This is a genomic window from Exiguobacterium sp. JMULE1 (genome assembly GCF_013337175.1).
In the GTDB taxonomy this organism is placed as follows: Bacteria; Bacillota; Bacilli; order Exiguobacteriales; family Exiguobacteriaceae; genus Exiguobacterium_A; species Exiguobacterium_A indicum.
This window is the reverse complement of sequence record NZ_SGWC01000002.1, coordinates 1,515,039-1,538,710: the sequence shown is the minus strand read 5'-3', so window position 1 is coordinate 1,538,710 and position 23,672 is coordinate 1,515,039. Positions and strand designations below refer to the sequence as shown.

The 23,672-nt window shown below is 49.7% G+C and carries 33 protein-coding genes; 26 read left to right on the top strand and 7 right to left on the bottom strand.

Annotation, left to right across the window (positions count from 1 at the left end; all coding sequences use genetic code 11):
- The first annotated feature begins 18 nt into the window (after positions 1-18).
- Complete coding sequence (locus EXW93_RS08335) at positions 19-864, top strand: alpha/beta fold hydrolase (RefSeq protein WP_174316338.1); 846 nt, start codon at positions 19-21, stop codon at positions 862-864.
- Entirely contained in the window at positions 861-1,550 is a 690-nt protein-coding gene (locus EXW93_RS08330) for an alpha/beta fold hydrolase (RefSeq protein ID WP_055968224.1), read from the top strand. Before EXW93_RS08335 ends, EXW93_RS08330 begins: the two co-directional genes overlap by 4 nt.
- On the opposite strand, the gene EXW93_RS08325 is transcribed toward EXW93_RS08330, so the two are convergent.
- Entirely contained in the window at positions 1,512-2,375 is an 864-nt protein-coding gene (locus EXW93_RS08325; RefSeq protein WP_174316337.1) for a sensor domain-containing diguanylate cyclase, read from the bottom strand. The two genes, EXW93_RS08330 and EXW93_RS08325, sit on opposite strands and share 39 nt — an antisense overlap.
- Before the next feature lie 110 nt (positions 2,376-2,485).
- A complete protein-coding gene (locus EXW93_RS08320) occupies positions 2,486-3,031 on the bottom strand; it encodes a DUF4256 domain-containing protein (protein WP_174316336.1) in 546 nt (181 codons plus the stop codon).
- Between the two features lie 197 nt (positions 3,032-3,228).
- On the opposite strand from EXW93_RS08320, the gene EXW93_RS08315 reads away from it, so the two are divergent.
- The 3 genes from EXW93_RS08315 to EXW93_RS08305 all read left to right on the top strand — a co-directional run bounded on the left by EXW93_RS08315 (position 3,229) and on the right by EXW93_RS08305 (position 5,449).
- The gene (locus tag EXW93_RS08315; RefSeq protein ID WP_023468377.1) at positions 3,229-3,621 is read left to right on the top strand and encodes a hypothetical protein; all 393 of its coding nucleotides are present in this window, start codon (positions 3,229-3,231) and stop codon (positions 3,619-3,621) included.
- A gap of 107 nt (positions 3,622-3,728) precedes the next feature.
- A complete protein-coding gene (locus EXW93_RS08310; RefSeq protein ID WP_023468376.1) occupies positions 3,729-4,418 on the top strand; it encodes an ABC transporter ATP-binding protein in 690 nt (229 codons plus the stop codon).
- A 62-nt stretch (positions 4,419-4,480) separates the two neighbouring features.
- Positions 4,481-5,449 carry an LLM class flavin-dependent oxidoreductase gene (locus tag EXW93_RS08305; protein ID WP_174316335.1) on the top strand — a complete coding sequence of 323 codons (969 nt, stop codon included), beginning with the start codon at positions 4,481-4,483 and terminating at the stop codon, positions 5,447-5,449.
- A 65-nt stretch (positions 5,450-5,514) separates the two neighbouring features.
- Here the strand turns inward: EXW93_RS08305 and EXW93_RS08300 are convergent, their stop codons facing one another.
- A complete protein-coding gene (locus tag EXW93_RS08300; RefSeq protein ID WP_023468374.1) occupies positions 5,515-6,243 on the bottom strand; it encodes an SDR family oxidoreductase in 729 nt (242 codons plus the stop codon).
- Positions 6,244-6,328: 85 nt separating this feature from the next.
- Here EXW93_RS08300 and EXW93_RS08295 point away from each other — a divergent pair, with 85 nt between their 5' ends.
- The 13 genes from EXW93_RS08295 to EXW93_RS08235 all read left to right on the top strand — a co-directional run bounded on the left by EXW93_RS08295 (position 6,329) and on the right by EXW93_RS08235 (position 16,802).
- Positions 6,329-6,772 carry a hypothetical protein gene (locus EXW93_RS08295; RefSeq protein ID WP_055968215.1) on the top strand — a complete coding sequence of 148 codons (444 nt, stop codon included), beginning with the start codon at positions 6,329-6,331 and terminating at the stop codon, positions 6,770-6,772.
- 284 nt (positions 6,773-7,056) lie between these two features.
- A complete protein-coding gene (gene amaP, locus EXW93_RS08290; RefSeq protein ID WP_023468372.1) occupies positions 7,057-7,599 on the top strand; it encodes an alkaline shock response membrane anchor protein AmaP in 543 nt (180 codons plus the stop codon).
- 15 nt (positions 7,600-7,614) lie between these two features.
- A complete protein-coding gene (locus tag EXW93_RS08285) occupies positions 7,615-7,821 on the top strand; it encodes a DUF2273 domain-containing protein (RefSeq protein ID WP_023468371.1) in 207 nt (68 codons plus the stop codon).
- A 42-nt stretch (positions 7,822-7,863) separates the two neighbouring features.
- The gene (locus EXW93_RS08280; protein WP_023468370.1) at positions 7,864-8,301 is read left to right on the top strand and encodes an Asp23/Gls24 family envelope stress response protein; all 438 of its coding nucleotides are present in this window, start codon (positions 7,864-7,866) and stop codon (positions 8,299-8,301) included.
- A gap of 288 nt (positions 8,302-8,589) precedes the next feature.
- On the top strand, positions 8,590-8,772 hold the full coding sequence (locus EXW93_RS08275) for a hypothetical protein (RefSeq protein WP_143013614.1): 183 nt from the start codon (positions 8,590-8,592) through the stop codon (positions 8,770-8,772).
- 107 nt (positions 8,773-8,879) lie between these two features.
- A complete protein-coding gene (locus EXW93_RS08270) occupies positions 8,880-9,638 on the top strand; it encodes an SDR family oxidoreductase (RefSeq protein ID WP_174316764.1) in 759 nt (252 codons plus the stop codon).
- Positions 9,639-9,754: 116 nt separating this feature from the next.
- Entirely contained in the window at positions 9,755-10,669 is a 915-nt protein-coding gene (locus EXW93_RS08265; RefSeq protein ID WP_023468367.1) for a methyl-accepting chemotaxis protein, read from the top strand.
- A 163-nt stretch (positions 10,670-10,832) separates the two neighbouring features.
- The gene (nikA, locus tag EXW93_RS08260) at positions 10,833-12,350 is read left to right on the top strand and encodes a nickel ABC transporter substrate-binding protein (RefSeq protein ID WP_174316334.1); all 1,518 of its coding nucleotides are present in this window, start codon (positions 10,833-10,835) and stop codon (positions 12,348-12,350) included.
- The gene (locus tag EXW93_RS08255; RefSeq protein WP_023468365.1) at positions 12,350-13,285 is read left to right on the top strand and encodes an ABC transporter permease; all 936 of its coding nucleotides are present in this window, start codon (positions 12,350-12,352) and stop codon (positions 13,283-13,285) included. The genes nikA and EXW93_RS08255 overlap by 1 nt, the downstream gene beginning before the upstream one ends.
- Complete coding sequence (locus EXW93_RS08250; RefSeq protein ID WP_174316333.1) at positions 13,282-14,109, top strand: ABC transporter permease; 828 nt, start codon at positions 13,282-13,284, stop codon at positions 14,107-14,109. The genes EXW93_RS08255 and EXW93_RS08250 overlap by 4 nt, the downstream gene beginning before the upstream one ends.
- Positions 14,057-14,803: an ATP-binding cassette domain-containing protein gene (locus EXW93_RS08245; RefSeq protein ID WP_174316332.1), complete on the top strand. Its 747-nt coding sequence runs from the start codon at positions 14,057-14,059 to the stop codon at positions 14,801-14,803. The genes EXW93_RS08250 and EXW93_RS08245 overlap by 53 nt, the downstream gene beginning before the upstream one ends.
- A 35-nt stretch (positions 14,804-14,838) precedes the next feature.
- Positions 14,839-15,519, top strand: coding sequence for an ABC transporter ATP-binding protein (locus EXW93_RS08240; RefSeq protein ID WP_174316331.1), 681 nt, complete (start codon positions 14,839-14,841; stop codon positions 15,517-15,519).
- A complete protein-coding gene (locus EXW93_RS08235) occupies positions 15,513-16,802 on the top strand; it encodes an MATE family efflux transporter (RefSeq protein WP_174316330.1) in 1,290 nt (429 codons plus the stop codon). The genes EXW93_RS08240 and EXW93_RS08235 overlap by 7 nt, the downstream gene beginning before the upstream one ends.
- Before the next feature lie 40 nt (positions 16,803-16,842).
- Here EXW93_RS08235 and EXW93_RS08230 read toward each other — a convergent pair whose 3' ends face one another.
- Positions 16,843-17,442, bottom strand: a complete 600-nt coding sequence (locus tag EXW93_RS08230; protein ID WP_058713112.1) for a TetR/AcrR family transcriptional regulator — start codon at positions 17,440-17,442, stop codon at positions 16,843-16,845.
- A gap of 109 nt (positions 17,443-17,551) precedes the next feature.
- Between EXW93_RS08230 and EXW93_RS08225 the strand changes: the two genes are divergently transcribed.
- Complete coding sequence (locus EXW93_RS08225) at positions 17,552-18,079, top strand: hypothetical protein (protein ID WP_174316329.1); 528 nt, start codon at positions 17,552-17,554, stop codon at positions 18,077-18,079.
- Between the two features lie 17 nt (positions 18,080-18,096).
- Here the strand turns inward: EXW93_RS08225 and EXW93_RS08220 are convergent, their stop codons facing one another.
- Positions 18,097-18,480, bottom strand: coding sequence for a hypothetical protein (locus EXW93_RS08220; protein ID WP_058713111.1), 384 nt, complete (start codon positions 18,478-18,480; stop codon positions 18,097-18,099).
- Between the two features lie 145 nt (positions 18,481-18,625).
- On the opposite strand from EXW93_RS08220, the gene EXW93_RS08215 reads away from it, so the two are divergent.
- Positions 18,626-19,033 carry a hypothetical protein gene (locus EXW93_RS08215; protein WP_174316328.1) on the top strand — a complete coding sequence of 136 codons (408 nt, stop codon included), beginning with the start codon at positions 18,626-18,628 and terminating at the stop codon, positions 19,031-19,033.
- 25 nt (positions 19,034-19,058) lie between these two features.
- Here the strand turns inward: EXW93_RS08215 and EXW93_RS08210 are convergent, their stop codons facing one another.
- Complete coding sequence (locus EXW93_RS08210) at positions 19,059-19,625, bottom strand: recombinase family protein (RefSeq protein ID WP_174316327.1); 567 nt, start codon at positions 19,623-19,625, stop codon at positions 19,059-19,061.
- Between the two features lie 199 nt (positions 19,626-19,824).
- On the opposite strand from EXW93_RS08210, the gene EXW93_RS08205 reads away from it, so the two are divergent.
- Together EXW93_RS08205 and EXW93_RS08200 are read left to right on the top strand one after the other, a co-directional pair.
- On the top strand, positions 19,825-20,298 hold the full coding sequence (locus EXW93_RS08205; protein WP_029341746.1) for a hypothetical protein: 474 nt from the start codon (positions 19,825-19,827) through the stop codon (positions 20,296-20,298).
- A complete protein-coding gene (locus tag EXW93_RS08200; protein ID WP_254606197.1) occupies positions 20,180-21,007 on the top strand; it encodes a nucleotidyltransferase domain-containing protein in 828 nt (275 codons plus the stop codon). The genes EXW93_RS08205 and EXW93_RS08200 overlap by 119 nt, the downstream gene beginning before the upstream one ends.
- Before the next feature lie 67 nt (positions 21,008-21,074).
- On the opposite strand, the gene EXW93_RS08195 is transcribed toward EXW93_RS08200, so the two are convergent.
- Positions 21,075-21,860, bottom strand: coding sequence for a pentapeptide repeat-containing protein (locus tag EXW93_RS08195; protein ID WP_174316326.1), 786 nt, complete (start codon positions 21,858-21,860; stop codon positions 21,075-21,077).
- Positions 21,861-21,904: 44 nt separating this feature from the next.
- Here EXW93_RS08195 and EXW93_RS08190 point away from each other — a divergent pair, with 44 nt between their 5' ends.
- The 4 genes from EXW93_RS08190 to EXW93_RS08175 all read left to right on the top strand — a co-directional run bounded on the left by EXW93_RS08190 (position 21,905) and on the right by EXW93_RS08175 (position 23,671).
- Entirely contained in the window at positions 21,905-22,333 is a 429-nt protein-coding gene (locus EXW93_RS08190) for a GNAT family N-acetyltransferase (RefSeq protein WP_035397323.1), read from the top strand.
- Positions 22,333-22,956: a hypothetical protein gene (locus tag EXW93_RS08185; protein ID WP_174316325.1), complete on the top strand. Its 624-nt coding sequence runs from the start codon at positions 22,333-22,335 to the stop codon at positions 22,954-22,956. Before EXW93_RS08190 ends, EXW93_RS08185 begins: the two co-directional genes overlap by 1 nt.
- Before the next feature lie 32 nt (positions 22,957-22,988).
- Positions 22,989-23,318: an antibiotic biosynthesis monooxygenase gene (locus EXW93_RS08180; RefSeq protein WP_174316324.1), complete on the top strand. Its 330-nt coding sequence runs from the start codon at positions 22,989-22,991 to the stop codon at positions 23,316-23,318.
- Between the two features lie 116 nt (positions 23,319-23,434).
- Complete coding sequence (locus EXW93_RS08175; RefSeq protein ID WP_055968171.1) at positions 23,435-23,671, top strand: hypothetical protein; 237 nt, start codon at positions 23,435-23,437, stop codon at positions 23,669-23,671.
- Position 23,672 lies beyond the last annotated feature (1 nt).

Here is a 23,672-nt window from a genome sequence, read left to right as displayed (position 1 = left end):
TTTAGAGGAGTGATTATAATGGAACGAATTATGCAACATCAGGGAAAACAAGTGACGTATTATGACGACGGTTCGACAGGTCGACCGTTGTTACTCCTCCCCTCGCTCGGTGGGACGTATCAGGACTGGGCGGACATTCTGACGAAACTGACACCGGACTACCGGGTCGTCAGCTTTCATCCGCACGAATGGTCGGAGGATTACATCGACGGGACGACCGGCATCTTACGGCAAATCAATCAGTTTCTTAACGCGACGAATATTGCGACTCCGGTCACACTCGTCGGTCATTCCTACGGTGGTCTTGTTGCGCAAGCTTTTGCTCTACATCATCCAGAACGTGTCGCCGGTCTCGTTCTCGTGGATGCGACGTCCGTTGATTTAGCAGAACTCGATCAGCTGGATACACCGATGCTCGACCGGGAAGGGGATGACGCCGTCTGGATCGATCGGTTCGAAGAACTATCAAAAGCAACTGATTTACGTGACCGTTTCCCGGACGGGGATGACCGCACGGATTGGAACCCGGCGTATTACCGGTCGATGCATGCGATCATCTCGCAGTGGAAAGCTGATGCGAAAGATCTTCAACCACGCATGCGCGATCTCAGTGTTCCGTTGACCGTTCTTGGACGGGACAAAGCGCAGTCGATCGAAACGATGAGCGCTGCTGGTTTTCCAAAAGACGAACTGGAGCAGATGGAAGGAAAATGGCAGGAATTGATTCAGCGACAGGCGAATCTATCCGATCAGGCGAACGTGACGTTCGTTCCGGGAACATCACACCTGATGCATCGCGATCGTCCGGACGTCATCGTAGACGCGATATTGACACTACATCAATTTAAGGAGTTTACCGTATGACACGTATGTATGTACTACATGGTTTAATGGGAACGGCAGCAACACACTTTGCACCACAGCTATCCGCTTTAGCGGATGATTTTACGTTCATTCCGATTGATCTGCCTGGTCACGGAATGACGACGGGACCGGCAACGGAAGATTACTTATCACAAGCAACACGTGCCATCCGCGAACGGATGGCACAGGAAGGTCCAGGATGGATTCTCGGGTTGTCGCTTGGCGCAACGCTTGCGATGCAACTGGCACTCGATCCACCGGACGAACTCGAAGGGGTATGTATCACGGGTTTTTCACCATTCATTCCTAAAGCGATGGAGCCGCTGATGCGCAAGCAACGAGAGTTCTTCCTCGACCTCGAACAACAAGCACCGGAAATTGCCGACCAGTTCGAACAGTTGCATGGTCCTGCCTGGAAAACGACGGCGCGGGCAGTCCTTGATTTGATGACATTCCGTTTCCCGGCACTGACGGAAACGATGCTGCGGTCGATCACCTTACCGGTCGTCATCCTAAACGGAACGAATGAAACATACGAAGTCGACGCAACCGCGTTCGTTGCGGAACATGTGCCAAACGTCATCGTTTTACCAGTCGAGGGAGCCGGGCATACGGCGAATCTCGATCAACCGGAACGCTTCAACGCCTTATTGCTTCAAGCGCATCAATCCATGCTGACGACTTAAGCGATCATTCATCTTTTCTTGATACATCTGCTCATCTGCCTCATGCAGGACGTCGTCGACACGGCGTCCTGTTGTCGTATGAACGGCGCCGATTGCGAGTCCGATTTCGTGTGTCGCGAACGTCGAGCGAACGTGTTCGACGAATCCCTCGAACAGCTCAATCGACGGACTCTCGTCGATCAAGACGAATTCATCACCACCGATCCGGTAGCCATGGTCTGTCAAGCTGCGGATGCAAAGTCCTGTTTGTTCAAGCAAGGCATCACCGACCGCGTGACCGAACCGATCGTTGAGCTCTTTTAGTTCATTCAAGTCAAGCAGAATCAACCCATAAGTCGTCTTATCTTGATCGAGTGTGCGGACAGCCTCGTTGAAGGCATGGCGATTCCCTAGACCAGTCAAAGCATCGATCCGGTATTGATCAAGCAATGCCTGTTGTGATTTCAACTGCTCGTCAATGTTACGGATCACCCCTTGGATGGCAACGATCTGTCCATTTTCGCAAATGGGTGTCGCATATTCTTCGAACCAGATGTACGTTCCGTCATTCGTCCGCCAGCGTTGCCGAAACGGCTGATCGTAGTCACAGTCGCCCGAAATCTTCGACATCAAGACTTCGATGTCTTCCGGATGAATTCGCGCGAAACACTCGTCTGGATCCATGTAGCTGGCTGCTGTCACGCCTTTCCCCATATGGTCATCGAGGGAAGGACTGATATAACGAAACCGATATTCCGGCTGGACTTCGAACACGTAGAAGATATCTTTACACAATGCGATTGTATCCGGCTGTTGCTGGCGGAATAATCGGAAACTGATCAACATGAGAAGACCACCCACAATCAATCCCAATACAAATATGACGTCCACCTCCTCTATTCATCGACCATCATATCATAATTGGGTTTTATTACCTATAATTTACAAAAAACACTCTACTTTAATCGTAGAGTGTTTTTGGAATAGTCTAGCTCAATGCAGACACGAAATCCTCGGCTCGCATAATAGGAATCCGCTCCGTTGTGATAAATGAACGTCGTCTCATAACGACGATCTCCGTATAGGGCACCGCCTTTTTGACGAATCACGTCCGGTGTCGCAAGCCAACTGGAAGTTTTTTCGTCAAACGAAAACTGCGTCTGTAGTTCTTGATACTGTTCTGGTGTTAAGAGGTGCACCTCTAGCGTCTCAATCATCGACTCGACACTTGCTGCGGACGCATTTTTCTTTCGACCAAGTCGAGCGGATTCGTCCAAACAGACGCTTCGACGACCAGCTGGACTCTCTTTGGCAGTGTCGACGATGACGAGTCGTCCATTAAGAGCTACGACATTCGGCTCTCCACCTGTCTGTTCCATCCAAGCAAGGGCAGTTCGTTTCGAAGGCGTCAGGCGAGACTCGAGCACGTCATACGAAAGACCCTCGTGGCGTTCAGGAGTAGCCTCAAAGCGATCACGAAACATCGTGAGTTGCTCATCCATCGGTAAAACCTCACTTTCCTAGTTCGTTTTTTCCATTATTCAATGAATCCGTTTCCAGTGCAATCGTTTAGTGACTGAATAAGTCAATCTGAAGACAATTGACAAATGAAATCGGACTGCCTACACTAATTGTACATATCCGGTTTCTGTTGCGATCGCGCGTACAGGAACGACATTTAGGAGAGGAGCCCAACCGTATGCGCTGGATCAGTTATGCGGCTGTTGTGACGATTCTTTCGTTCTTAGCGTTCACAGCATATTCGTTCTTGACGACGATCGACTTTGAGATCGTCTATCAATTCGGAACGTTTGCGATGACGTTATCTTATTTTATCTTTGGTTTACCAATGTTGTGGATCGTCCGTCATTATCCATTGACCCTTCGTTTACTCATCTACGTGACGACGAGTAGTGTCGTCCTGTTTCTTTTCATTGGTTTGTATGAAGCGTGGCATGATGCATCGCTGTCTCCGCTACCACCAACCGGAAGCATGATTCAGTTCACGGCTCTTGCCTGTCTATTATTCGTTTTACCGTATGAGATCGTCTATCGTAAAAATTTCGTTTCCATTCAACCACGTGTTTCTTGACAGTATTCTTGTTCCTCAAGAATGCTGTTTTTTATTTCCTTTCATTTAGAAGGAATTCCCAATAAATTCTTGAATAGTACGTTATCACGAATTTTGGAGGGTTACATATGGAAGGAACATTTCAATGCAAACAGATGGGAAAATCATTTTCGGGAGACGGAGTCGAGACACATGCGTTACAAGACATCGAAGTGACGCTTGAAGCAGGTGACTTCATCTCGATCATCGGTCCATCAGGTTCTGGAAAGTCGACGTTACTCAGTTTGATCGGGACACTAGATCGTCCGACGAGTGGGGAGTTGCATTATGACGGAAAGCCGATCAATAAATTGAACAGTAAGGAACTATCCGATTTTCGTTTCGAAAACATCGGCTTCATCTTCCAGCAGTTTCATTTGATTCCGACGCTGACGGCGCTTGAGAATGTCATGGCGCCTTTGTTCGGTCGAAAAGTACCATACGATAAAAAAGAACGCGCCGAGCAGTTACTCGCGCAAGTCGGTCTCGCCGATAAAGCAGGCAGCTTGCCGTCGCAACTTTCCGGTGGACAACAACAACGGGTCGCCGTTGCCCGAGCACTCGTCCATGAACCGAAATGGTTGCTTGCCGACGAGCCGACAGGGAACCTCGATACGGATACGGGAGAAATCATTTTCAATCTTTTACGGTCATTAAACGAAGAAAAAGGCTGCGGCGTCCTGTTCGTCACCCACGATCCGGCACTTGCCGAACGGGCGAACCGAACGATCGAGATGCGAGATGGCGTCATCATCGAAGATCGTCTCGTCCGTGTCTGAGCCTCGTTTTTGAACTCCGTTCCTCCACCCTTTACACTGAAAGGGTAGAGGAGGAATGCGTGATGCGACTAGGAATACTGGATCAAGTACCGTTACATGAGGGCGATACGGTCGAAGCGACGATGGAAGCGACGGAACGACTCGTCTTAGAAGCCGAGCGACTCGGTTATGAACGGTACTGGTTCGCCGAACATCATAATACGAACGGTTTGCTCAGTGCGGCACCGGAGTTGTTCATCGCCCGAATGGGTGCGAAGACGTCAAAAATCAAGCTTGGTTCAGGTGGAGTGTTGTTGCCGCAGTATCATCCACTGAAAGTCGCCGAGAGCTTTGCGACGCTCGATGCATTTTATCCGGGACGGATCGAACTCGGGATCGGTAATTCTCCGGGCGGGAGTGAACGGACACGACTTGCGTTGACGGATGGAGAAGAAAACCGGGCGGCGGAGTTTAGTCGACTCGTCAATGAAACGGCGGGCTTCTTAACAGACAGTCTATCGAATCGACACCCGTACCGGATCGTCAAGACGACACCGCGTGACCGAAAACCGTCGCCGATCTCGATCTTGGGTCTGTCGCCACGTAGCGCGCGGATTGCAGCAGAACAAGACCGTGGTCTCGTGTTTGGTCACTTCATCAATCCGGATCGTTGGGAAGAGACGCTCTCGACATATCGCGAGGCAGGCGGGAAGAACGTCATCGTCTGTGTTTTCGTCATCTGTGCTCCGACACAAGAAGAAGCAGAACGTCTCGCTCGAACACAGGATGCCTGGATTCAAGGTGTCCGACTCGGGAATTCGATTGTACCGTCGTTTACGACGACAGAAGCAAAGGTCTGGAATGACGTGCAAGCGGAACGGATTCAGAAAGATCGCCGCCGAGCGATTGTCGGAACACCGGATGTCATTGCACGAGAACTTGAGACGTTAGCAACGCGTTATCAAACGGATCAGTTTTTACTGATCAACAATGCCTTTGATCAAGAAAAACGATTGCAGTCGTACCAACTTATTGCGGAACGACTACTCTAAACAGAACAGGACCCCTCGTTAGCTGTTTGGCTAATGAGGGGTCCTGTCTACAAATCTACAAATAATTAACGTTGAGCCGTTGGACGAATCAGGATCTCGTTAATCGCGACATCTTCTGGTTCGTTAACGGCGTAAGCGATGGCACGCGCAATCGCGCTCGCATCGATCGCTTTCAAGTCACCAATCCCTTGTTTGATCTCGTCATCCGAGATATGGTCCTTCAGTTCTGTATCGACCGCTCCCGGTGAGATGATCGTTGCACGGATGTGATTGTCGACCGATTCTTCCTTGCGGAGACCTTCCGTGATCGCGCGAACGGCGAATTTCGTACCGCTATAGACGGCGCTCGACGGCATGACTTCGTGACCTGCGACAGACGAGATGTTGATGACATGTCCGCTTTTTTGTTCGCGCATGTACGGCAAGACGGCTCCGATTCCGTGGAGAACACCTTTAATGTTGACGTCGACCATCGTATTCCATTCATCCTGTTGATTCTTGTGGAGGTGTGATAGTGGCATCAATCCAGCGTTATTGACGATGACATCAACTGAGCCAAACTTGTCTTTCGCAAGCTTAGCGAGTGCATCGACTTGTTCGCGATCCGTGACGTCCGTCACTTGGTAGACGGCTTGACCACCTTCTGCTTCAACGGCTTTGACGAGTTCTTGCAAACGATCTTCCCGGCGTGCAGCAAGAACGAGTTTTGCTCCTTGTTTTGCAAGTTCTTTAGCGGTTGCTTCCCCAATCCCGCTTGATGCTCCTGTAATGATGACGACTTTATCCTGAATCATCTGAACTCCTCCTTTTGAATAACGTACTCCTTGAAAGGTATTGCCGCTTTTATTGATTTGAAAACATTGTGTAGGAGGTTGCCTCGTGAAACAACAAACGTTTATTGGTATAGTGCTGATTAGTTTAGGGTTACTCTTCTCGCTGGATCCTTTCCGCCATCAACCACCAGCACCCGACGTGACGATTGAAAATCGTGAAGCAAAGGTGTACTTAGGAACCTATACGTGGTCGGGTCTCTTTTTAGGAGAGACGGCTGATGCAAAGATCGGACCAGTTGAACAAGTAAAAAAGAAACAAGGTGAACGCGTTGCACCGGAAGAACAGATGTCGATTCTTTTTCGAGATGGTCCGCATCCAAAAAATGTTGCCGTTGAGTTATGGTCCGTTACAAATGGAAAAAAGCTTAGAACGTTTCAGGACGTAGAAAATATCACTTTGCCAACGACCCGTGGAAAATATGTCTATCAGATTAGAGCAGGGTGGGAAGAAGGAAACGGTTATTTTGCCATTCCGATCGAAGTGGAATGATCATTTTCAAAAAACGTGTTGACGAAGTATGCGGGAAATGATAAACGGATTAGATTGTTGACCTCTTTTTAGTTGAAAGAGGTCTTTTTTCGTTAAATATAGTAAAAAATCCACTTGTTTTACTAATTATAGTCTGAAAAATCAGAATATATGAACATTTTAACGAAAGTGTATGTAAATGTTTCGGGTTCGAATGAACGGGAATAAACACACCATACACATAATAATTCATGTGTTGAATCACCTAGGTGAAAGAAGTTAACAATCGTAAAGGAGAGGTGCAGATGAATGGGTTCAATCGATTCTTACTCGTCATCATAGGCATACTCGGACTCGTCAGTGTCGGGCTGCTTGTGCTCGGTGTGTATGATGTTCCACGGCTCAGTTCGTTAATCGAGCAGTGGCAGGATCAGCAATGGTATAGCTATACCGTTCTATCCATCGGAGGTTTTTTAGCATTCGTATTCGTCATTCTATTATTCACAGGATTATTCAGCCGCTCGAAAGGTCAACGTCTGTTGATTCAAACGGGTGACGGAACGATTACGATTTCGAAGGAAACAATCGAACGGACGGCACTGGAGTCGATTCGTGGGATTGGTGGCGTACGGACACCGCGTGTCCATGCCGATATCCATTCGAAAAAAGAGACGGTTGCTTTAAAAGTCGACTGCTCGGTCTTCGGACAAGAAGGACTGCCGACGATCGCGAAGGATATTCAAGAACGCGCTAAACAAGCCGTCGAATCCTTACTCGAGTTGCCGGTAACGAGTACGAAGGTCACAATCAGTGACACGAAAACAAAAACATCGGAACGTGTCGTCTAAGAGAGGAGAGGGAACATGAAGACAAGGGAAGCACTTTACCCGTATCGGTTCCGACTGATCGGAGGACTTGTCGGTCTAATCCTCGCCATCTTATTCTTGACGATTGGCTTTGGTCCGACAATTCTCATCGTTGCCTTCGCAGCGATCGGATTCTTGCTTGGGAAGTGGCGCGATGGTGCGCTCGATATCGAAGGGTGGATTCAGTTCTTTCAACGGGACTGATTCATATATATTTAACTACACATTCAAAAGGAGAGATTTCAAATGGCAAACGAAGTAAACACAACAACTGAAAACGAAGTGGTACGCGAGAATAAATTGACGTTCGAAGATCAAGTCATCAAAAAAATCGCAGGGATCGCGTCGAATGAAGTGACAGGCATCTTGTCAATGAGTGGTGGATTCATGAGTGGACTGACGGATCGTCTCCGGAGTTCGGAAGACATCACGAAAGGAATCGGTGCGGAAGTCGGCGAACGCCAAGTCGCACTCGATTTGAAAGTCATCGTCGAATACGGTAAAAACATTCCGTCAATCTTCCAAGAGACGGTCGCTAAAATTAAAAAATCGATCAGCGACATGACAGGACTTGAAGTCGTCGAAGTCAACATGCACGTCGAGGACGTTATGACACGCGCTGAATTTGAAGCAAAAAATAAATCGAACAACGAACAAGAAGAAAAGAGCCGCGAACTGCAATAAGCAAGTCCAAAGATCCGACGAACTCGTCGGGTCTTTTTTATGTGGTCATAACATGACTCCATCTCAAAAGTAACGATTAGATAGGGTACGATAGATATAAGAATGATCATTAGCTAAGGAGGCATCGTATCTTTGAAACCAAACGATCCGTATTATATCTGTCCTGTGTGTGGGTGCGATAAACTTGAAGATCCACCATATTATGAACACTTTGCGGGGAGTAACGAAATTTGTCCATGCTGTGGTTTTGAGTTCGGTGTAGATGATTTCGACTGCGTGGAAATAGACATGAAACAGTTGTCAGACGAAGAAATCATAAAACAAGCACACGAAATCTATCGACAAAACTGGATCAATCATCAATTTAAATTATTTGATCCGAGCAAGTTCCGAGAATCGGAGAAATCCGGAAAACGGCTCAACGTTGATGTCGCATTGAAACAATTGCAACGCATTAACTGCAGGACCTGACGAAAATCGTCGGGTCTTTTTTTCATGGAATTGACACGACGTTTGACTAAACTAGAGCCTTTTTCGGGAATAGATTAGTATCACGATAAACGAAAGGATGATTCATGATGCGACTAACAGGTAAAACGATCATCGTCACGGGAGCTGGCTCAGGAATGGGTGAAGCCATGGCCAAATTGTTTGCACAAGAAGGCGCACGGATCGTCGCAGCGGACATTCGGTTGGAAACCGTGGAACGGGTCGTCTCTGACATCAAGGAAGCAGGGGGAGAAGCGATCGCTGTTGCGAGTGATATCGCCAAACCAAAGGCAGCAACAGAACTCGTCCAACAAGCGCTTGAGGCTTACGGCAAACTGGACGTTCTCGTCAACAATGCCGGTATCATGGACGGAATGGAGGGAGTGGAAGACATCTCCGATGAACGCTGGGATCACGTTCTCGCCGTCAATACGACGGGAACGATGCGTCTGATGCGCGAAGCGGTCAAGCATTTCAAGGAAGTAAAAGGTGGTGTCATTTTGAATAACATCTCGATCGGTGGTCTGAACGGTGCCCGGGCAGGAGCAGCCTATACCGCTTCCAAACATGCCGTCATTGGTCTGACGAAGAATACCGCCTTCTTTTACGCCGGAGAGGGAATCCGCTGTAACGGGATCGCACCTGGAGCCGTCGAGACGAACATCGGCCAATCGATGACGAACCTGAATGAATTCGGGATGGGCCGCGCAATGCTTGGCATGGGACTCAATCCACGTGCCGGTCAGCCGGATGAGATCGCAAAATTGGCATTGTTCCTCGTGTCTGACGAGGCAAGTTTTGTTAACGGGGCGATCGTCGTCGCCGATGGTGGATGGAGTGCGTATTAATAATCGTATCTTATTTACTAGATTACAGTTTAAAATGGCAGGAACCTGTCGATATAAGGGATAATATGACAAAAGGAGCATTATGACCTTGAGTTTGAATCCGGGGAGGAATCGGCATGTCGATGCAAGAACAGGCAGCACACGTCACCGACACACAAGTCATTCGAGCAATCGAGCAAAATCTGGCAATCATTCGCTTCGACGATCGACGGAAAGTCGCATATGTCAACGAGTTGTTTGCCCGGACGATGGGGTATGAAGTGGAAGAGCTAATCGGTAAATACCACCGTGACCTTTGCTTTCCTGCGTACGTCAATAGTCCAGATTACGAGTTATTTTGGCGCAAATTGATGCAAGGCATCACCTATCAGGACAAGATTGAACGCCGGGCTGCCGATGGGCAACAAAAATGGCTCGAAGCGACGTATATGCCGATCTATTCGGATGACGGGCGCCGGGTTGTCGGTGTCTCAAAAATTGCATCGGACATTACGATTCGCCAACAGGACGTCTTACGGATGGCGGCTGAACTCAACGAGACATCCGCGTTCTTGACGGTCAAATCGGAGAGTGGTCGTCAGGATGGTCTGAACGTGCTGGCGACCGTCCAACAAGTCGAGGCGGAATCCGTCGAGAATCTGTCGAGCCTTGTTGCCTTACGAAAGGATGCGAACTCGATCACCGACATCGTCAAGACGATCCGTGATATTGCAGCGCAGACGAATCTGCTCGCCTTGAATGCGGCGATCGAGGCGGCACGTGCTGGTGAACATGGACGTGGGTTCGATGTCGTCGCGACCGAAGTCCGAAACCTGTCGAACAAAGTGTCGCACTCAATCGGAGAAATCAAGAACAACATTGAAGGGATCGTTGAGCGGATTGAAGATGTTTCACACAGCATCGAGCGGATTTCGTCTAAGGTCAAGGACAGTACGGGGCAACTCGAACATACGGTCAGTGAGTTCGATCAATTGGCTGATTCAGCGAAACAACTCGAGCGTCAGGCAAAACAATTCGTCGACGTCTTATAAGAAATACACCGCTACCGAATCACACGAGCTGTTCGCTTGTAGTTGATTCGGTATTTTTTTTGATGGCAAATTCAATATAGAGAAATAGAAAAGACGCTTGTTAAATCGGAATCGTTACGATATGATGTAAAACGTAATTATTCCGAATTAAAGGTGGAGAACAATGTCTACATATAAAACTGCTAGCCTTATCGGTAGTGTCTTCCTCGGTTTGACACTTGCCGGTTGTGCTGCTTCTGATAAGCCACAAGAGCAAAACCATTTGACGTTCGTCTATAACTTCGCGACACAATCGCTCGATCCGCATCGCGACAGCAGTTATGTTCCGCTTCGCGCAGGGGTGACGGAGACGCTCGTCCGTCTTGATGACGAACGATTGACGGTCGAGCCGTGGCTTGCGAAAAAATGGTCCTACGAAGGAAAGCGAACATGGCGGATCGTCTTACAGGAAGACGTGACGTTCCATAATGGGAAACAACTTGATGCGGCAGCCGTCAAATCGTCTCTCGAACGCTCAATCGACGAAAATCCAGGTGTCAAGAATGCCTTGAATATCGAGACGATCAAAACGGACGGACCCGATTTGCTCATTCAAACGAAGACGACATATCCAGAGTTCATCTCGGAACTCGTCAATCCGAACACAGCAATCATCGACACGAAAGCGAGCGGGGTAACGAAGGAACCGATGGGAACCGGTCCGTTCCAAGTCGAGCGGTTCGCTCCGGGAACAAAAGTCGAGTTAAAACGTTTCAAGTCCTATTGGCAAGAACAAGCGAAACTTGATTCCGTTGATTTTGTCTTCAACGAAGATGCTGGCGCACGGACGAACGCTTTGCGTGCCGGACAGGCGGATATCGTCTATCGACCGGAAATCGAGAGTGTCAAGCAGTTGAAGTCTGAAGGATTAACAGTCCAAGCGACGGATACGTTCCGTGTCCATCAGTTGACAATGAATGTCGCGAACGGTCCGATGCAATCGCTTGAAGTCCGACAGGCAATGGATGCTTTAATCAATCGAAAGCAACTCGTCGATCACGTCCTCCAAGGATATGCGGTGCCAGCACGTGGTCCGTTCCTATCGTCATTCCCATTTGCTCCGAACTATCCGCAACAAGTGCATAAGACGCCTGAGGAATGGCTCAAACAAGCCGGTTATACAAAACAAAACGGACGGATGCAAAAGGACGGTCGTCCTTTAAAGCTGACGTTATTGACGTATGCGGCTCGACCAGACCTGCCGTTGATCGCTCAAGTCATTCAAGATGACGCGAAAAAGATTGGTGTCGCGATCACGATTAAACAAATCGATGTCCCAGAAGAATACATGGCAAGTAACCGGGACTGGGATATCGCGACGTACAGCAATCTGACAGCTCCGCGTGGGGATGCTGGATATTATTTGAACGCGACCTATCATCCGAACGGGGGACTGAACTTCAGTCGTGTCGCGGATCCGAAGTTGACGAAACAGATCGAGACGTTAAATGAAACGATTCAGATCGAGGAGCGATCACGGCTTGCGGAGCAGATCGCGCGATATGTCGACGAGAAACGCTACAATAGCTTCTTGCTCCATCCTTCAACACTCGTCGCCTATGACAGCAAACGCGTCAAAGGATGGAAAACGGAAAAGAGTGAATACTACATGATCACGAACACGTTGCAGGTGACCGATTGATGCATTCGATCGTCAAACGACTGCTATCGCTGAGTCTATTCACTCTACTCATCACGTTCAGTTGTTTTGTCTTGTTACGGTTACTGCCGGGTGATCCGGTCTTGACGTTATTGAATATCGATGAATTATCAGCAACGCCCGAACAAATCGAGGCCGCGCGCCGTGAATTAGGATACGATCAGCCGTTGCTCGTCCAGTACGTCCGTTGGCTGCAAGACATACTCACCTTACGTCTCGGAAACTCGTTACAGACGGGGCGACCGGTCATCGAGATGTTGTTAGAGAGTTATCTCGTGACAGCGGAGCTGGCACTTGGCGGTATTTTGATTGCCTTATTGATCGCCTTACCCCTAGGAATCGGTAGCGCCTTGATGACGCGCCGAAGCGTCGTCCGTCTTGCGCACCTTGTCAGCATGAGCGGAGCGACCGTGCCTGGTTTTTGGATCGGTCTGTTGCTCGTCGACCTGTTTGCCGTCCGTCTCGGATGGTTACCTGTGATGGGGCGGGAGGGGATGACGTCACTTGTCCTCCCGGCTCTATCGCTCGGCTTTCCACTTGCGAGCGTTTATATTCCATTGATTCGACTGAATCTACGCCGTGAATTGAACCAACCGTACATTGAGTTGGCACGGATGCGTGGTATATCCGAGCGGACGATTCTTTGGCGTTATGCGTTACGCGGCAGTTTGCCACCGGTCCTGTCCGTGTTCGGTCTGACGCTCGGCAGTCTTGCCGGGGGTGTCGTCGTCCTCGAAGTCCTGTTCGCGTATCCAGGTGTCGGAAAGTTAATGGTCGATGCGATTTTGCAACGCGATTATCCACTGATTCAAGGCTACATCTTGCTGACGACAGGCATCATTCTTGTCTTGCATCAAGGTATCCGGTCGCTAAACCGGGCGTTACGACCAGATTGGCAGAAGGGAACACACACATGAAAAAAAGATGGCTCATTTTCGGAGGATGTCTCCTACTATTTATTTCATATACCGTATACGTTAATCCATTTGATACAAGCGTAGCGAAAAGACTTGAGCCTGCTTCATTCGAACATTGGCTCGGAACAGACGGTTTAGGACGAGATTTCGCAGCTCGTCTTTTTTTAGCTGGTTTGATATCCTTAGGTTTCAGTCTAATTACGGTGTTGCTCACAGCCTGCATCGGTACCTGTCTTGGATGTCTAGCCGGTTTTTATGATGGACGACTCAAGGGCTTGATTCATCGATTAGAAGATGGTCTCGTGATTTTACCGGACACGGTTCTAGCACTCGTCATCGCTGGATTATTTGGTGCCAGTCCTCAAAGTTTGATCTTTGCGATTTTACTCATCAAATGGATTTCCTACGCGCGATTAAGTGAGACACTTGTGACCGAGACGATGCAAAAGCCATACATCAGCATGGCACGCATCAACGGGTTAACAGACAGGATGATCTTACGACGCCACATCTTACCGCCCATCATCCGGCAAGTCGTCGTGTTAATGAGTTTGGATGTTGGCAAAGTCATCTTATTCTTATCAGCGTTCTCTTATATCGGGCTTGGTGTCCAAGCACCACTGCCAGAATGGGGAGCGATGTTGAACGAAGGACGTCCTTATTTCAGTTCGGCACCCCGGCTCATGCTTTTGCCAGGTGCGTGCATCGTCTTGACCGTCGTCGCGACGATGGGATGGACGCGATGGATGAAGAAAAAAGGAGGACACGTAAATGATTCAGATTCGGAGCTTACACGTTCGGGCGAAACACGTCCTTCTGCATGACGTGAATCTATCGCTACCAGCTCATCGATTCATCTGTCTCGTCGGAGCGAGCGGGAGCGGTAAGACGCTCTTGCTGAAACGATTACTGGATCGATTGCCGGACGGGATGTCGTCGAAGGGAGAAGTCATCTCGGACGAACCGCTTCGGCGTGGTCTCGATATCGGTTACATACCGCAGCAGTATACTGATGCGTTTCTTCCGTTTTTGACGATGCGTCAGATGTTACGGGATACATATCGCGCACATGGGCGCAAGATCGATCATCCTTATATCGATGACGTCTTACGAACGCTTGAGTTGGACCTGACCTGGTTGGATCGGTATCCAGCAGAGTTGAGCGGTGGGCAATTGCAACGGTTTGCGATCCTGTTTGCCGTCGCCTTGAAACCACGGTTGATTTTAGCAGATGAATTAACGACGGCACTCGATCCCGTCTTGACACGTCGTTTACTCGACTGGTTGACCGAGTACCAACACCAGTACGGGGCAACGATTGTGTTCGTCACCCACGAATTAGGACCTGCTTTACATTATGGCGAGCAACTTGTCTTGATGCAGGATGGACGAATTGTCGAGACGGGAACACCACAGATGATCGAGCAAAGTCGTCATCCGTTCACGAACAGCTTGATGCAAGCGCATCGTACATCACTGGAAGAAAGGAAGAGTTCATGTACCCAGTCTTATCCGTAACAAATCTTACTTATCAGATAAAGGATCAGTCCATCTTGTCGAATATCTCCTTTCACGTGACGAAAAAGGCGTCACTTGGCATCATCGGGGAAAGTGGGAGTGGCAAGACGACACTCGGACGATTGATCCTCGGTCTGCTTAAACCCACGCATGGTCTGATTTCCTTACATGGAAAGGGATTTCCGAGTGGGCAACGAAACGAGCGACGAGCTATTCAAGCCGTCTTTCAACATCCTCTCGCTTCCTTTAATCCAGAATGGACGGTACGGGAATCGATTCTTGAACCGTTTCATCAGCATCGTCCGATCTTGCGGCATTTCCCAGCTACGTCAGAAGAGGATCTTATGACTGCCCTCGCACTTGCGGTCGGGGTCGAGGAACAGTTATTCGATCGATTGCCCCATCAATTGAGCGGAGGACAAATTCAGCGTGCCGCGATTGCCCGCGCGATTTCGATTGAACCCGACATCATTGTGATGGATGAACCGACGACGGGACTTGATGTCGTCTCTCGGGCGCAGATCATCGAACTGCTGGAACGCTTGCAGCAGAAACTCGGTGTCAGTCTCGTATTGATCTCGCACGATATCGACTTCATCCGGCGCCTCTGTTCGGAAATACTCGTCTTACGTGACGGTCGCGCTGTTGATTTGATTGATCGATTGGAATCAGGTGGCGCGTATACTCAACTATTCGTCGAGGCCGGAACATGGTGAACGCACAACCGACCCACAAAACGTACTGGTTACTCGCGTATCCGCTGATTCTCTCAAGTATTGCGACACCCTTGCTTGGCGTGACCGATACCGTCGTCATCGGTCAATCCGGTGATCCGCGGGCGATCGGCGGCATCGCCGTCGGAGCCGTCTTCTTCAATACGATCTACTGGTTGTTCGGTTTCTTAAAAGTCAGTACGACAGGATTCAGTGCCCAAGCAAGCGGGGCGAATGACGTGCACGCCTTACGGACGTCACTTTACCGACCGCTGTTTCTAGCAGCTTGTATCGGTCTGCTCATCCTGTTGTTCCGACAGCCGCTCGAGCAAATCGGACTGTACTTACTGGCACCACCCGCTGACTTGCTCGGTGCGGTCAAGACGTATATCTCATACCGGATGATTGGCGCACCGTTCGTGTTGATGGGTTATGCGTTACTCGGCTGGTTGATTGGTACCGGTCAGGTCAAGGACGCCTTGTTCGTCCAATTGTTCAGTACAGGAGTCAATGTCGTTCTCGATATCGGATTCGTCTACGGATTGGATGCCGGTGTTGCTGGAATTGCGGTTGCGACCGTCATCGCGGAGATCAGCATCGTCGTCTGTAGTCTGTACCTGATTCGTGGTCATTTATCGATGACGCGTGATGAATGGCGCGCCTTGACGGCATGGCAAGCGTACCGTCAATTCTTTCAAGTCAATCGTGACTTGTTCATTCGCACGATTTTCCTTCTACTCGTCACCGGCTGGTTCACACGTGCTGGTGGACAATTCGGACCGGATGTCCTCGCAGCCAACGCGATCCTGCTACAAATCCAGTATCTGATTTCGTACTGGTTCGGTGGACTCGGTCATGCGTCAACGGTTCTCGTCGGTCGGGCGAGAGGGCATCAGGATCAGGCAGGATACCGGACGAGTGTCCGTTTGGCACGGACGTTTGGATTCTACTCGGTCGTCTTCTGGTCACTGGTGCTCCTCTTCCTTGAGACACCGCTCCTTCAGTTGTTCACTTCAGAAGAGGCAATCCTAGACGCAGCGCGCGATTATTACTTCTGGATCATCATCCTACCGCTCCTCGCCGGTTGGGCGATGATCTATGAAGGCATCTTTGCCGGGCGGGTTGAAGCAACACCCGTTCGGAATTCGATGATTCAAGCAGGAATTGGTTTTGCGGTCGTCCTCCTGCTGACACCGACTTTTGGAAATCAGGGCGTCTGGGCAGCGTTTTTGACGTTCTTCTTGATTCGCTCCTTATCGTTGATTCTCGTAGAAGCAAGACGATGAAAAACCCGCTGTTTCCCTCGCGCGCAAAGGGAACAGCGGGTTATTTGTCGTCGATCGCTAAAGGACGGACGAAGAGGGCGTTCAAGTGATGGACGAGCACATGACGCAGGCGTTCTTTTGGTAATCGTTCTGGTCGAAACAGAGCATGAAAGGCTAACCCGTCAACGAGTGCTGCGAGCCGTTCACTCTCAAGCTCAATGTCTAAGCCCGCGCGGAGTGTACCGTCCGGAATCTGTGTCAACAGTACTTGAACCATATGGTAGATATCGTCCGGATTTTCCGTCGCTTGCGATGAATACGCGGACATCATGAATTGAAACCAGACCTGCATCTCGAGCTGATGCTCGGGTGCATAAGGCAAGACCTCAAGTAAGACGTCACATAACGTTTCTTCCGGGGTTCCTCCTTTCTCGAAAATGGTTGTGATGCGTGCTTGGACCCGTTCTTGGACGAGGTCCATCGAGAAGCGGAGCAACTCGTCCTGGGTCGTGAAGTAATACCGTAAGGCACCCAGTGAGAGTCCCGCTTCCTTGGCGATCGTCCGGACACTGGCTTGTTCAATACCGACTTGAGAAATCGTGCGCCACGTCGCTTCGGCGATGAGGCGTTTGCGTTCTTCGTGATTGACATGTTTTGGCATGTCTCAAGTATATCATCTTTTTTAGCACGAATGTATTAAAAAGACTAGTCAAGCGATGAAAGAGGTGTTATCTTTATGATACAGTCGTATTAAAAAGGAGAGGATTGATATGCAACTCGTCGCGTGGGCAATCGTCTGTTGTGAGATTCTATTTTGGGTATTCATTGTCGCCGGACTGATCGTGCGTTATGGATTCAGGCGCGAAAGACTCGGTTTTCGATTGATGGCGATGTCACCGGTCATTGATATTGTCTTACTGGTCTTAACGGTGTTTGACTTAAGTCGCGGCAGCACAGCGACGATCGCGCACGGACTTGCTGCGATCTATATCGGCGTCTCACTCGCCTTCGGGAAACAGATGATTGCCTGGGCGGACGGGATGTATCGCCGGTTCATCCTGAGAGAACAAGTATCACGGGAGCGCATTTCAAAGGCACGTAAAGAGCGAAACGGGTTCTATCGGCACGTGCTGGCATTTTTGATTGGTGGGACGTTACTCGGTGCGATGATTTTGTGGCTGGGAGATGCTGAGCAGACGGAGAGTCTCTTACGGACGTTACAATTGTGGGGACTCGTCCTCGTGATCGATGGGGTCATCTCAATGAGTTATACGATCTTTCCGGCTCGATCCAAATGAAAAACGAACCTTGTCTGTCAGCGGTCGACAGTGAAGGTTCGTTCCCGAATCGTATTCGTATGGACTTGTTTGCGGGCGTCGATCGAATCCCGAATGTGGATGATGTAGCGACGTCCTTTTTTGTATCCAGTGCGCGGCGGTTTGATTCGGATCTCTTTGCCGTCAAGGACTTCAATCTCCGTGTGCATCCGCTCACCGTTCGAATCCGTCACGGTGACTGTTCGGTTTGAGACTTGCTCCTTCCGTAGCCCTTTCGCATATTCGATGTCGAAGGTATGGTACGAGGAGATGGAGCGGGCACGCGATTTGAAGTGTGGCTCGTCCGTCCGTTCGTCGAGGGTGCAGTAGCAACCCGTGAACAAAAGACTCGCCGAGAGGAGTATCGAAAATAGATGTTTCACGAAAACGCTCCTTTATGTATTTGGTAATTTTAGTATAAGACAAATTTTGGATTACGACAATCCTTCTTAAGACCGAGTCGTTGACATCTATTAAATTCAAGCAGCTCCATGCTATAATCGACCGAGAGAAAGGAAGCGATACACCATGCCAGTACAACCAGACCAACGCGAGATCATCGTCTCGATCCGGACGAGTTATGATTTTAAAGCGAATACCGGTCGCGCGATCCGCGTCATCGAGTTTCACGGACGCCGGACAACGCTGTTCGATACGTTCGAAGCGTCATCACCGAAACGGATGATCTTGATCGAGATGATTCGCGCCGTCCAATCGTTCAAGGAACCGTTCCACATCATCTTCAACGTCGAATGTAACTTCGGTTTCAAGTATTTGACGGATCAGCGGAAATGGGAAAACCGGGACGTCGGGAATACGTTCCTCGACTTGATCGAACAAGGCGGTCATACGTATGAATTACGAGACAGCTCGTTCTATGAAGGCGGAAAAGCCCTCCAAAAATGGCTCGGCAACACCTTAAAGCAAAATAGCTAAAAAAAAGGCTGATTCCATGATGGAGTCAGCCTTTATCTGTATCGATTGTCTCGCTTTCGAGATATCGGTACAACGTACTTTTACTAATACCGGTCTGTTCGCGGATATCAGCGAGCGAATAGTTTTTACTTTGATACATCGCGATCGCGCGGCGGACATTTTCATCCGGCTTCCGCGGTCGACCGGTCTGCTTTCCTTGTTCTTTTGCTTTTGAGAGTCCGGCACGCGTCGACATGCTGATGACGTCACTTTGCAGCTGGACCAGGTGGCGTGCCGTTTCAAGAAACGACAAGGAAGCACGCTCGCTCGTCCGAATCTGTTCGCGGAGTGACCACAGCGTCGCACCGCGTGTCTCCATGTGCTCGAGCATCTCGATCAAGTGCCTCGTCGAGTCTGCTAAGATGTAGAGATGCGTGACGATGACTTCGTCTCCCGTCTGAAGGGTCTCGAGCATCTGTTCTAATTCCGTCCGTCGTTTCGCTGAATCATGCGTCTCGATGACACGTGTCGTCACATCAATCTTGTCGGCTTCCTCTTGTTGCGTAGAACAGTCTGGATCATCCGGATAGGGTCTCATGTAGAAATATTGCATGAATGGAGCTCCTCTCTGTCGATCACGATCGACGTCAGTTCCTCATCAGTATACCGTATTCTCACCTCCGTGCCGCAGAAAACCGAAAACAAGCCTTTCTTCTCATGTTCGTATCGACTAATTTGTGGTAAATTGAGTGGAAGTAAGTTTCTCGGACTCATCCCGATACCATTCATTCTTTTTAAATGAGGTGCTCATCATGAACAAAGAAGATCATCAACTCGCCCGTCAGCTTTTGACGACCTATTTCATCGGCACACAGTTAGCGACGGTCCATGTCGCAGGCTACGTCACGCTCGAATTCATCAATTTGTTCGATACGACTGCGCCTGAACTACGACTTCGGATCGAGACGGATCGTCTGTTTTATGGCGATGTCGAGACGACACAGGACTGGGTCGTCCGCCATGCGACGAAGGAAGAGATGTTACACTTGATCGTCTCGCTTCACGCGGAACGCATCACCGGTGTCCGGATCGGAAAGACGGCACCCCACTTATTCCTAACGTTTAGCAACGGACAAACGCTCGTCCTGAACGGATCGGATACATATTATGAATCGTGGGCGATCGATATCGGTCTCGCGCCACACCGAGCCGACGCGACGATCGTTGCCGTACCGGGTGACGAACTGGCCGTCTTCTCCGGAATCGGTGAACAAGTTGAAGACTAAGACACGCATGGAGTGGTGCGACTGGATCATGCCGCTCGTTGCGTCACGGTACCCGAATCACTGTGCTGTTTTACTTGCCGGCAGTTTTACGCGTGGGCAAGCGACCGCACAATCAGATGTCGATGTGATCATTTTTGAAGCAAGTCGAGGTCAGGCGTACCGGGAGTCGTTCATCCATGACGGTGTCCCGATCGAAGCATTCGTCCATTCCTTTGAGACGATTCAGTCGTTTTTCGAGAGTGATCGGGAACGTGGTCGCCCGTCCCTGCAACGAATGATTGCTGACAGTTGGACGATCGAGGATCATCCGCGACTTGCATCTATCCGTCAGGAAGCCGTTCAACAATTGGCGGACGGACCGATTGCGTGGACGACTTCGGAACAAGAGCGCGCACGTTATTTTTTAAGTGATATGCTCGACGACTTCGAGAGTGTGACGAACCGCGCGGAAGGTCTAGCGATTGCGTCACGTTTATATGAACAGAGCATCGAGTTCGTCCTTCGCGCCAATCGTCGCTACATCGGGCAAGGGAAGTGGGCGATCCGTGCTCTTGCGGAGTTTGACGAAGACTATGCTAGTCGACACACAACGGCATTCGAGTTGTATTATCAATCGGATGACCGACGAGAAGTCGTCGCATTAGTCGATGATTATCTCGCACTATTCGGCGGGCGTTATTTTGACGGCTTTACGCTCGGGAAACGATAACAAGCAAAAGGAGGTACGCTTTCGGATCAATCGACCGAAAACGTGCCTCCTTATCGTTCGCTTCTGTTTAACGCCAATGGGACGGACGGAGTAAGCGACGGGGTAACTGTGTCGCGGCATTGCCGATTGCCGCATTGATTTGTGCCTGTGTCAAAAAGAGCGCGTCCGTCAGATCGGCGTCCTTGACGTTACAGTCTCGCAAATCAGCCCCGAGAAAGTTTACTCCGCGCAGGTTACTGTGCGACAAGTTCGTCGCGAGCAACCACTGATTCTGAACACTGGCACCTGAGAAATTACGTCCTTGTAGCTGTTTTCCGACCCAGTCGCGTGGTGTCTGGTCGCGTCTTCCGCTATACTGAGCTTGAACACGCGATGCAATCATTTCAAGGAGTGGTCGGACGGTTTGACGAACCGGTATCAAGTCAAGTCGTTCAAATTGATCGGCTGGTAATGCCGCGTACCGAGTCAGTGCGGCAAGCGTCTCATCGAGTTGATCGTGGATGTCACGCGTGACATCACGTTTCCCGTCGGTTATGTACCACATCATCTCAAACAAATGAACCATCTTCGGGAAGGCAGCATAGATCGCTTGGCGTCGCTTAGGTGCATCATCGCCTTCGAATGTCCGCTGTGACAGATGCTGTCCAGCACCGAGACAATCATAGACGGTACAGCCTTTGTAGCCGCTGTCGCGTAACCGGTCATGGATGCGACAGCTGTAGTCCGCGTCAAGATTACGACACGGTGTCGCTTCCGGTTTGTCATGACCAAAATCACTGGATTTCGAAAAAGCGAGTGCGGTACAACATAAACCAAAACACTTCGTACAATCAATCTGGAACGTAGGTTCCATCGGATTCACCTCCACTACTACTATAACAAGAAAGGAGTTTGAACATGCTGCAATTTCAACTTAATGAAAATGAGGACGGACAGGACTGGCTTAGGCAACAAGTGCGTCAATACAATGTCGAGCGTTCACCGCTTCATGCGACGAAACGCTCCGAGGGAACACAAGCCGTCACATTACTTGCGACGCGTGATGATCAACCGATCGGCGGCATCTCAGGGGAAATGTACTGGGGCTGGTTACATATTGAATGGTTCTTCGTTGCCGAAGAGGAACGGGGAAGTGGGCTCGGTACTCAATTATTCCGTCAACTGGAGGAATGGGCACGAGCAGCGGGTGTTCAGCGAATCCGCGTCGAGACATTCTCGTTTCAAGCGCTCCCGTTTTATGAGCGACAAGGATTCGTCGAAGTCGGACGAATCGATGACTATCCACCAGGGATGAGCTATCATCTGCTCGTCAAACAGGTCGACTGATGAAACGGCGTCTTTTCCTCATATTATTGTTCGGTCTCGTGCTCGGAACGCTGACGGGGATTCAGCCACGTCAAGAGACCGCTTCTTTTACGGCGAAGCAAGTCGCCCAGTTATATACACAGATGACGAACACGCCGATTGAAGCGCGCGACGTCTACTTCGTCGAACGACTGTCTGACCATTACGCAGTCGCGTATCTTGAAGCGAAACACGACCGCTTGTTTTTGCTCCTGCAACAAACCGATGAGGCACAACGAATCGACCGAATCATTCGCTCGAAACAGACGAGGGAGACGGATTGGTTTGAAGGTCGTTTGTTGACGACGGACGAAGGTCGATACCTTGTCGCCTACGGCATGAACGGTTCGAAGCAAATGAAATCGATCCGGTTCGAGCCGTATAAGACGACGGCTGATGGCGAAGCGCCGCTTCGTCCGATGCAACGCTCATTGTCGGTAGCAGATCAGGAACGTTTCCATACCGTTCAACCGTTACCGGATGCGTTCCCGCATTCGCTCTACTTCGAGATGATCGCGACGAGCGTAGACGGAAAAGAGACAATCCAACGCTTGACGTTACCAAGCGATAACGCATTCGTGTTTTCTACGACCCGTGACTTCTAGTATACTGAAGACGAAAAAAGGGGGAAAAGAACATGTGGATCGTCATGAACCAGTTACACGTCGTCAAAGGTGCAGCAGATCAAGTCGCAGCGCGTTTTAAGACGACGAAAGGAATTGAACGGATGGAAGGGTTCCACCGGATGCAAGTCCTCGTCGATATCAGTCAGGAAGAAGAAGACATCGTCACGATCATGACGACGTGGTCGAATCAAGCAGCATTCCATGCGTGGCAAGAGAGTCAAGCGTACAAAGGCGTGCACCATAAGCGGGATAACGGAACGTCCGAAGTCAAACCGCTCGTGACGTCGAATACCGTTACGGAATATGCGATCGTCGCTGATCACAGTGCCATCGTGGAATAAATACTAACACCCCTGAGAAGATTTCTCTCAGGGGTGTTGTTTGTAATGATAGATTAGATTGTTTTTCCGTAATCTGGGTATACTTTAACAAACTAGATGAAACGAGGTGACACCGCATGGTCTATCGTAAACCTGTCGTCTCTAGCCTGTCCGTACTCGGTGGTATGATCCTGCTCTTTGGTTTCTTGACGAGCGGTGGCTTCATTTATCTCTACTTCTTCGTCTTACTATTCGCTTGCGTGTCCTTCTTACGTGAACCGTTGACGCGTAAAGAGTGGTTACGCGAGGGGATTGCTTTCATCTTCTGGTGTTCCTTGATTTACTTGCTCCAACATCTCATCTTTATGGTGTGAG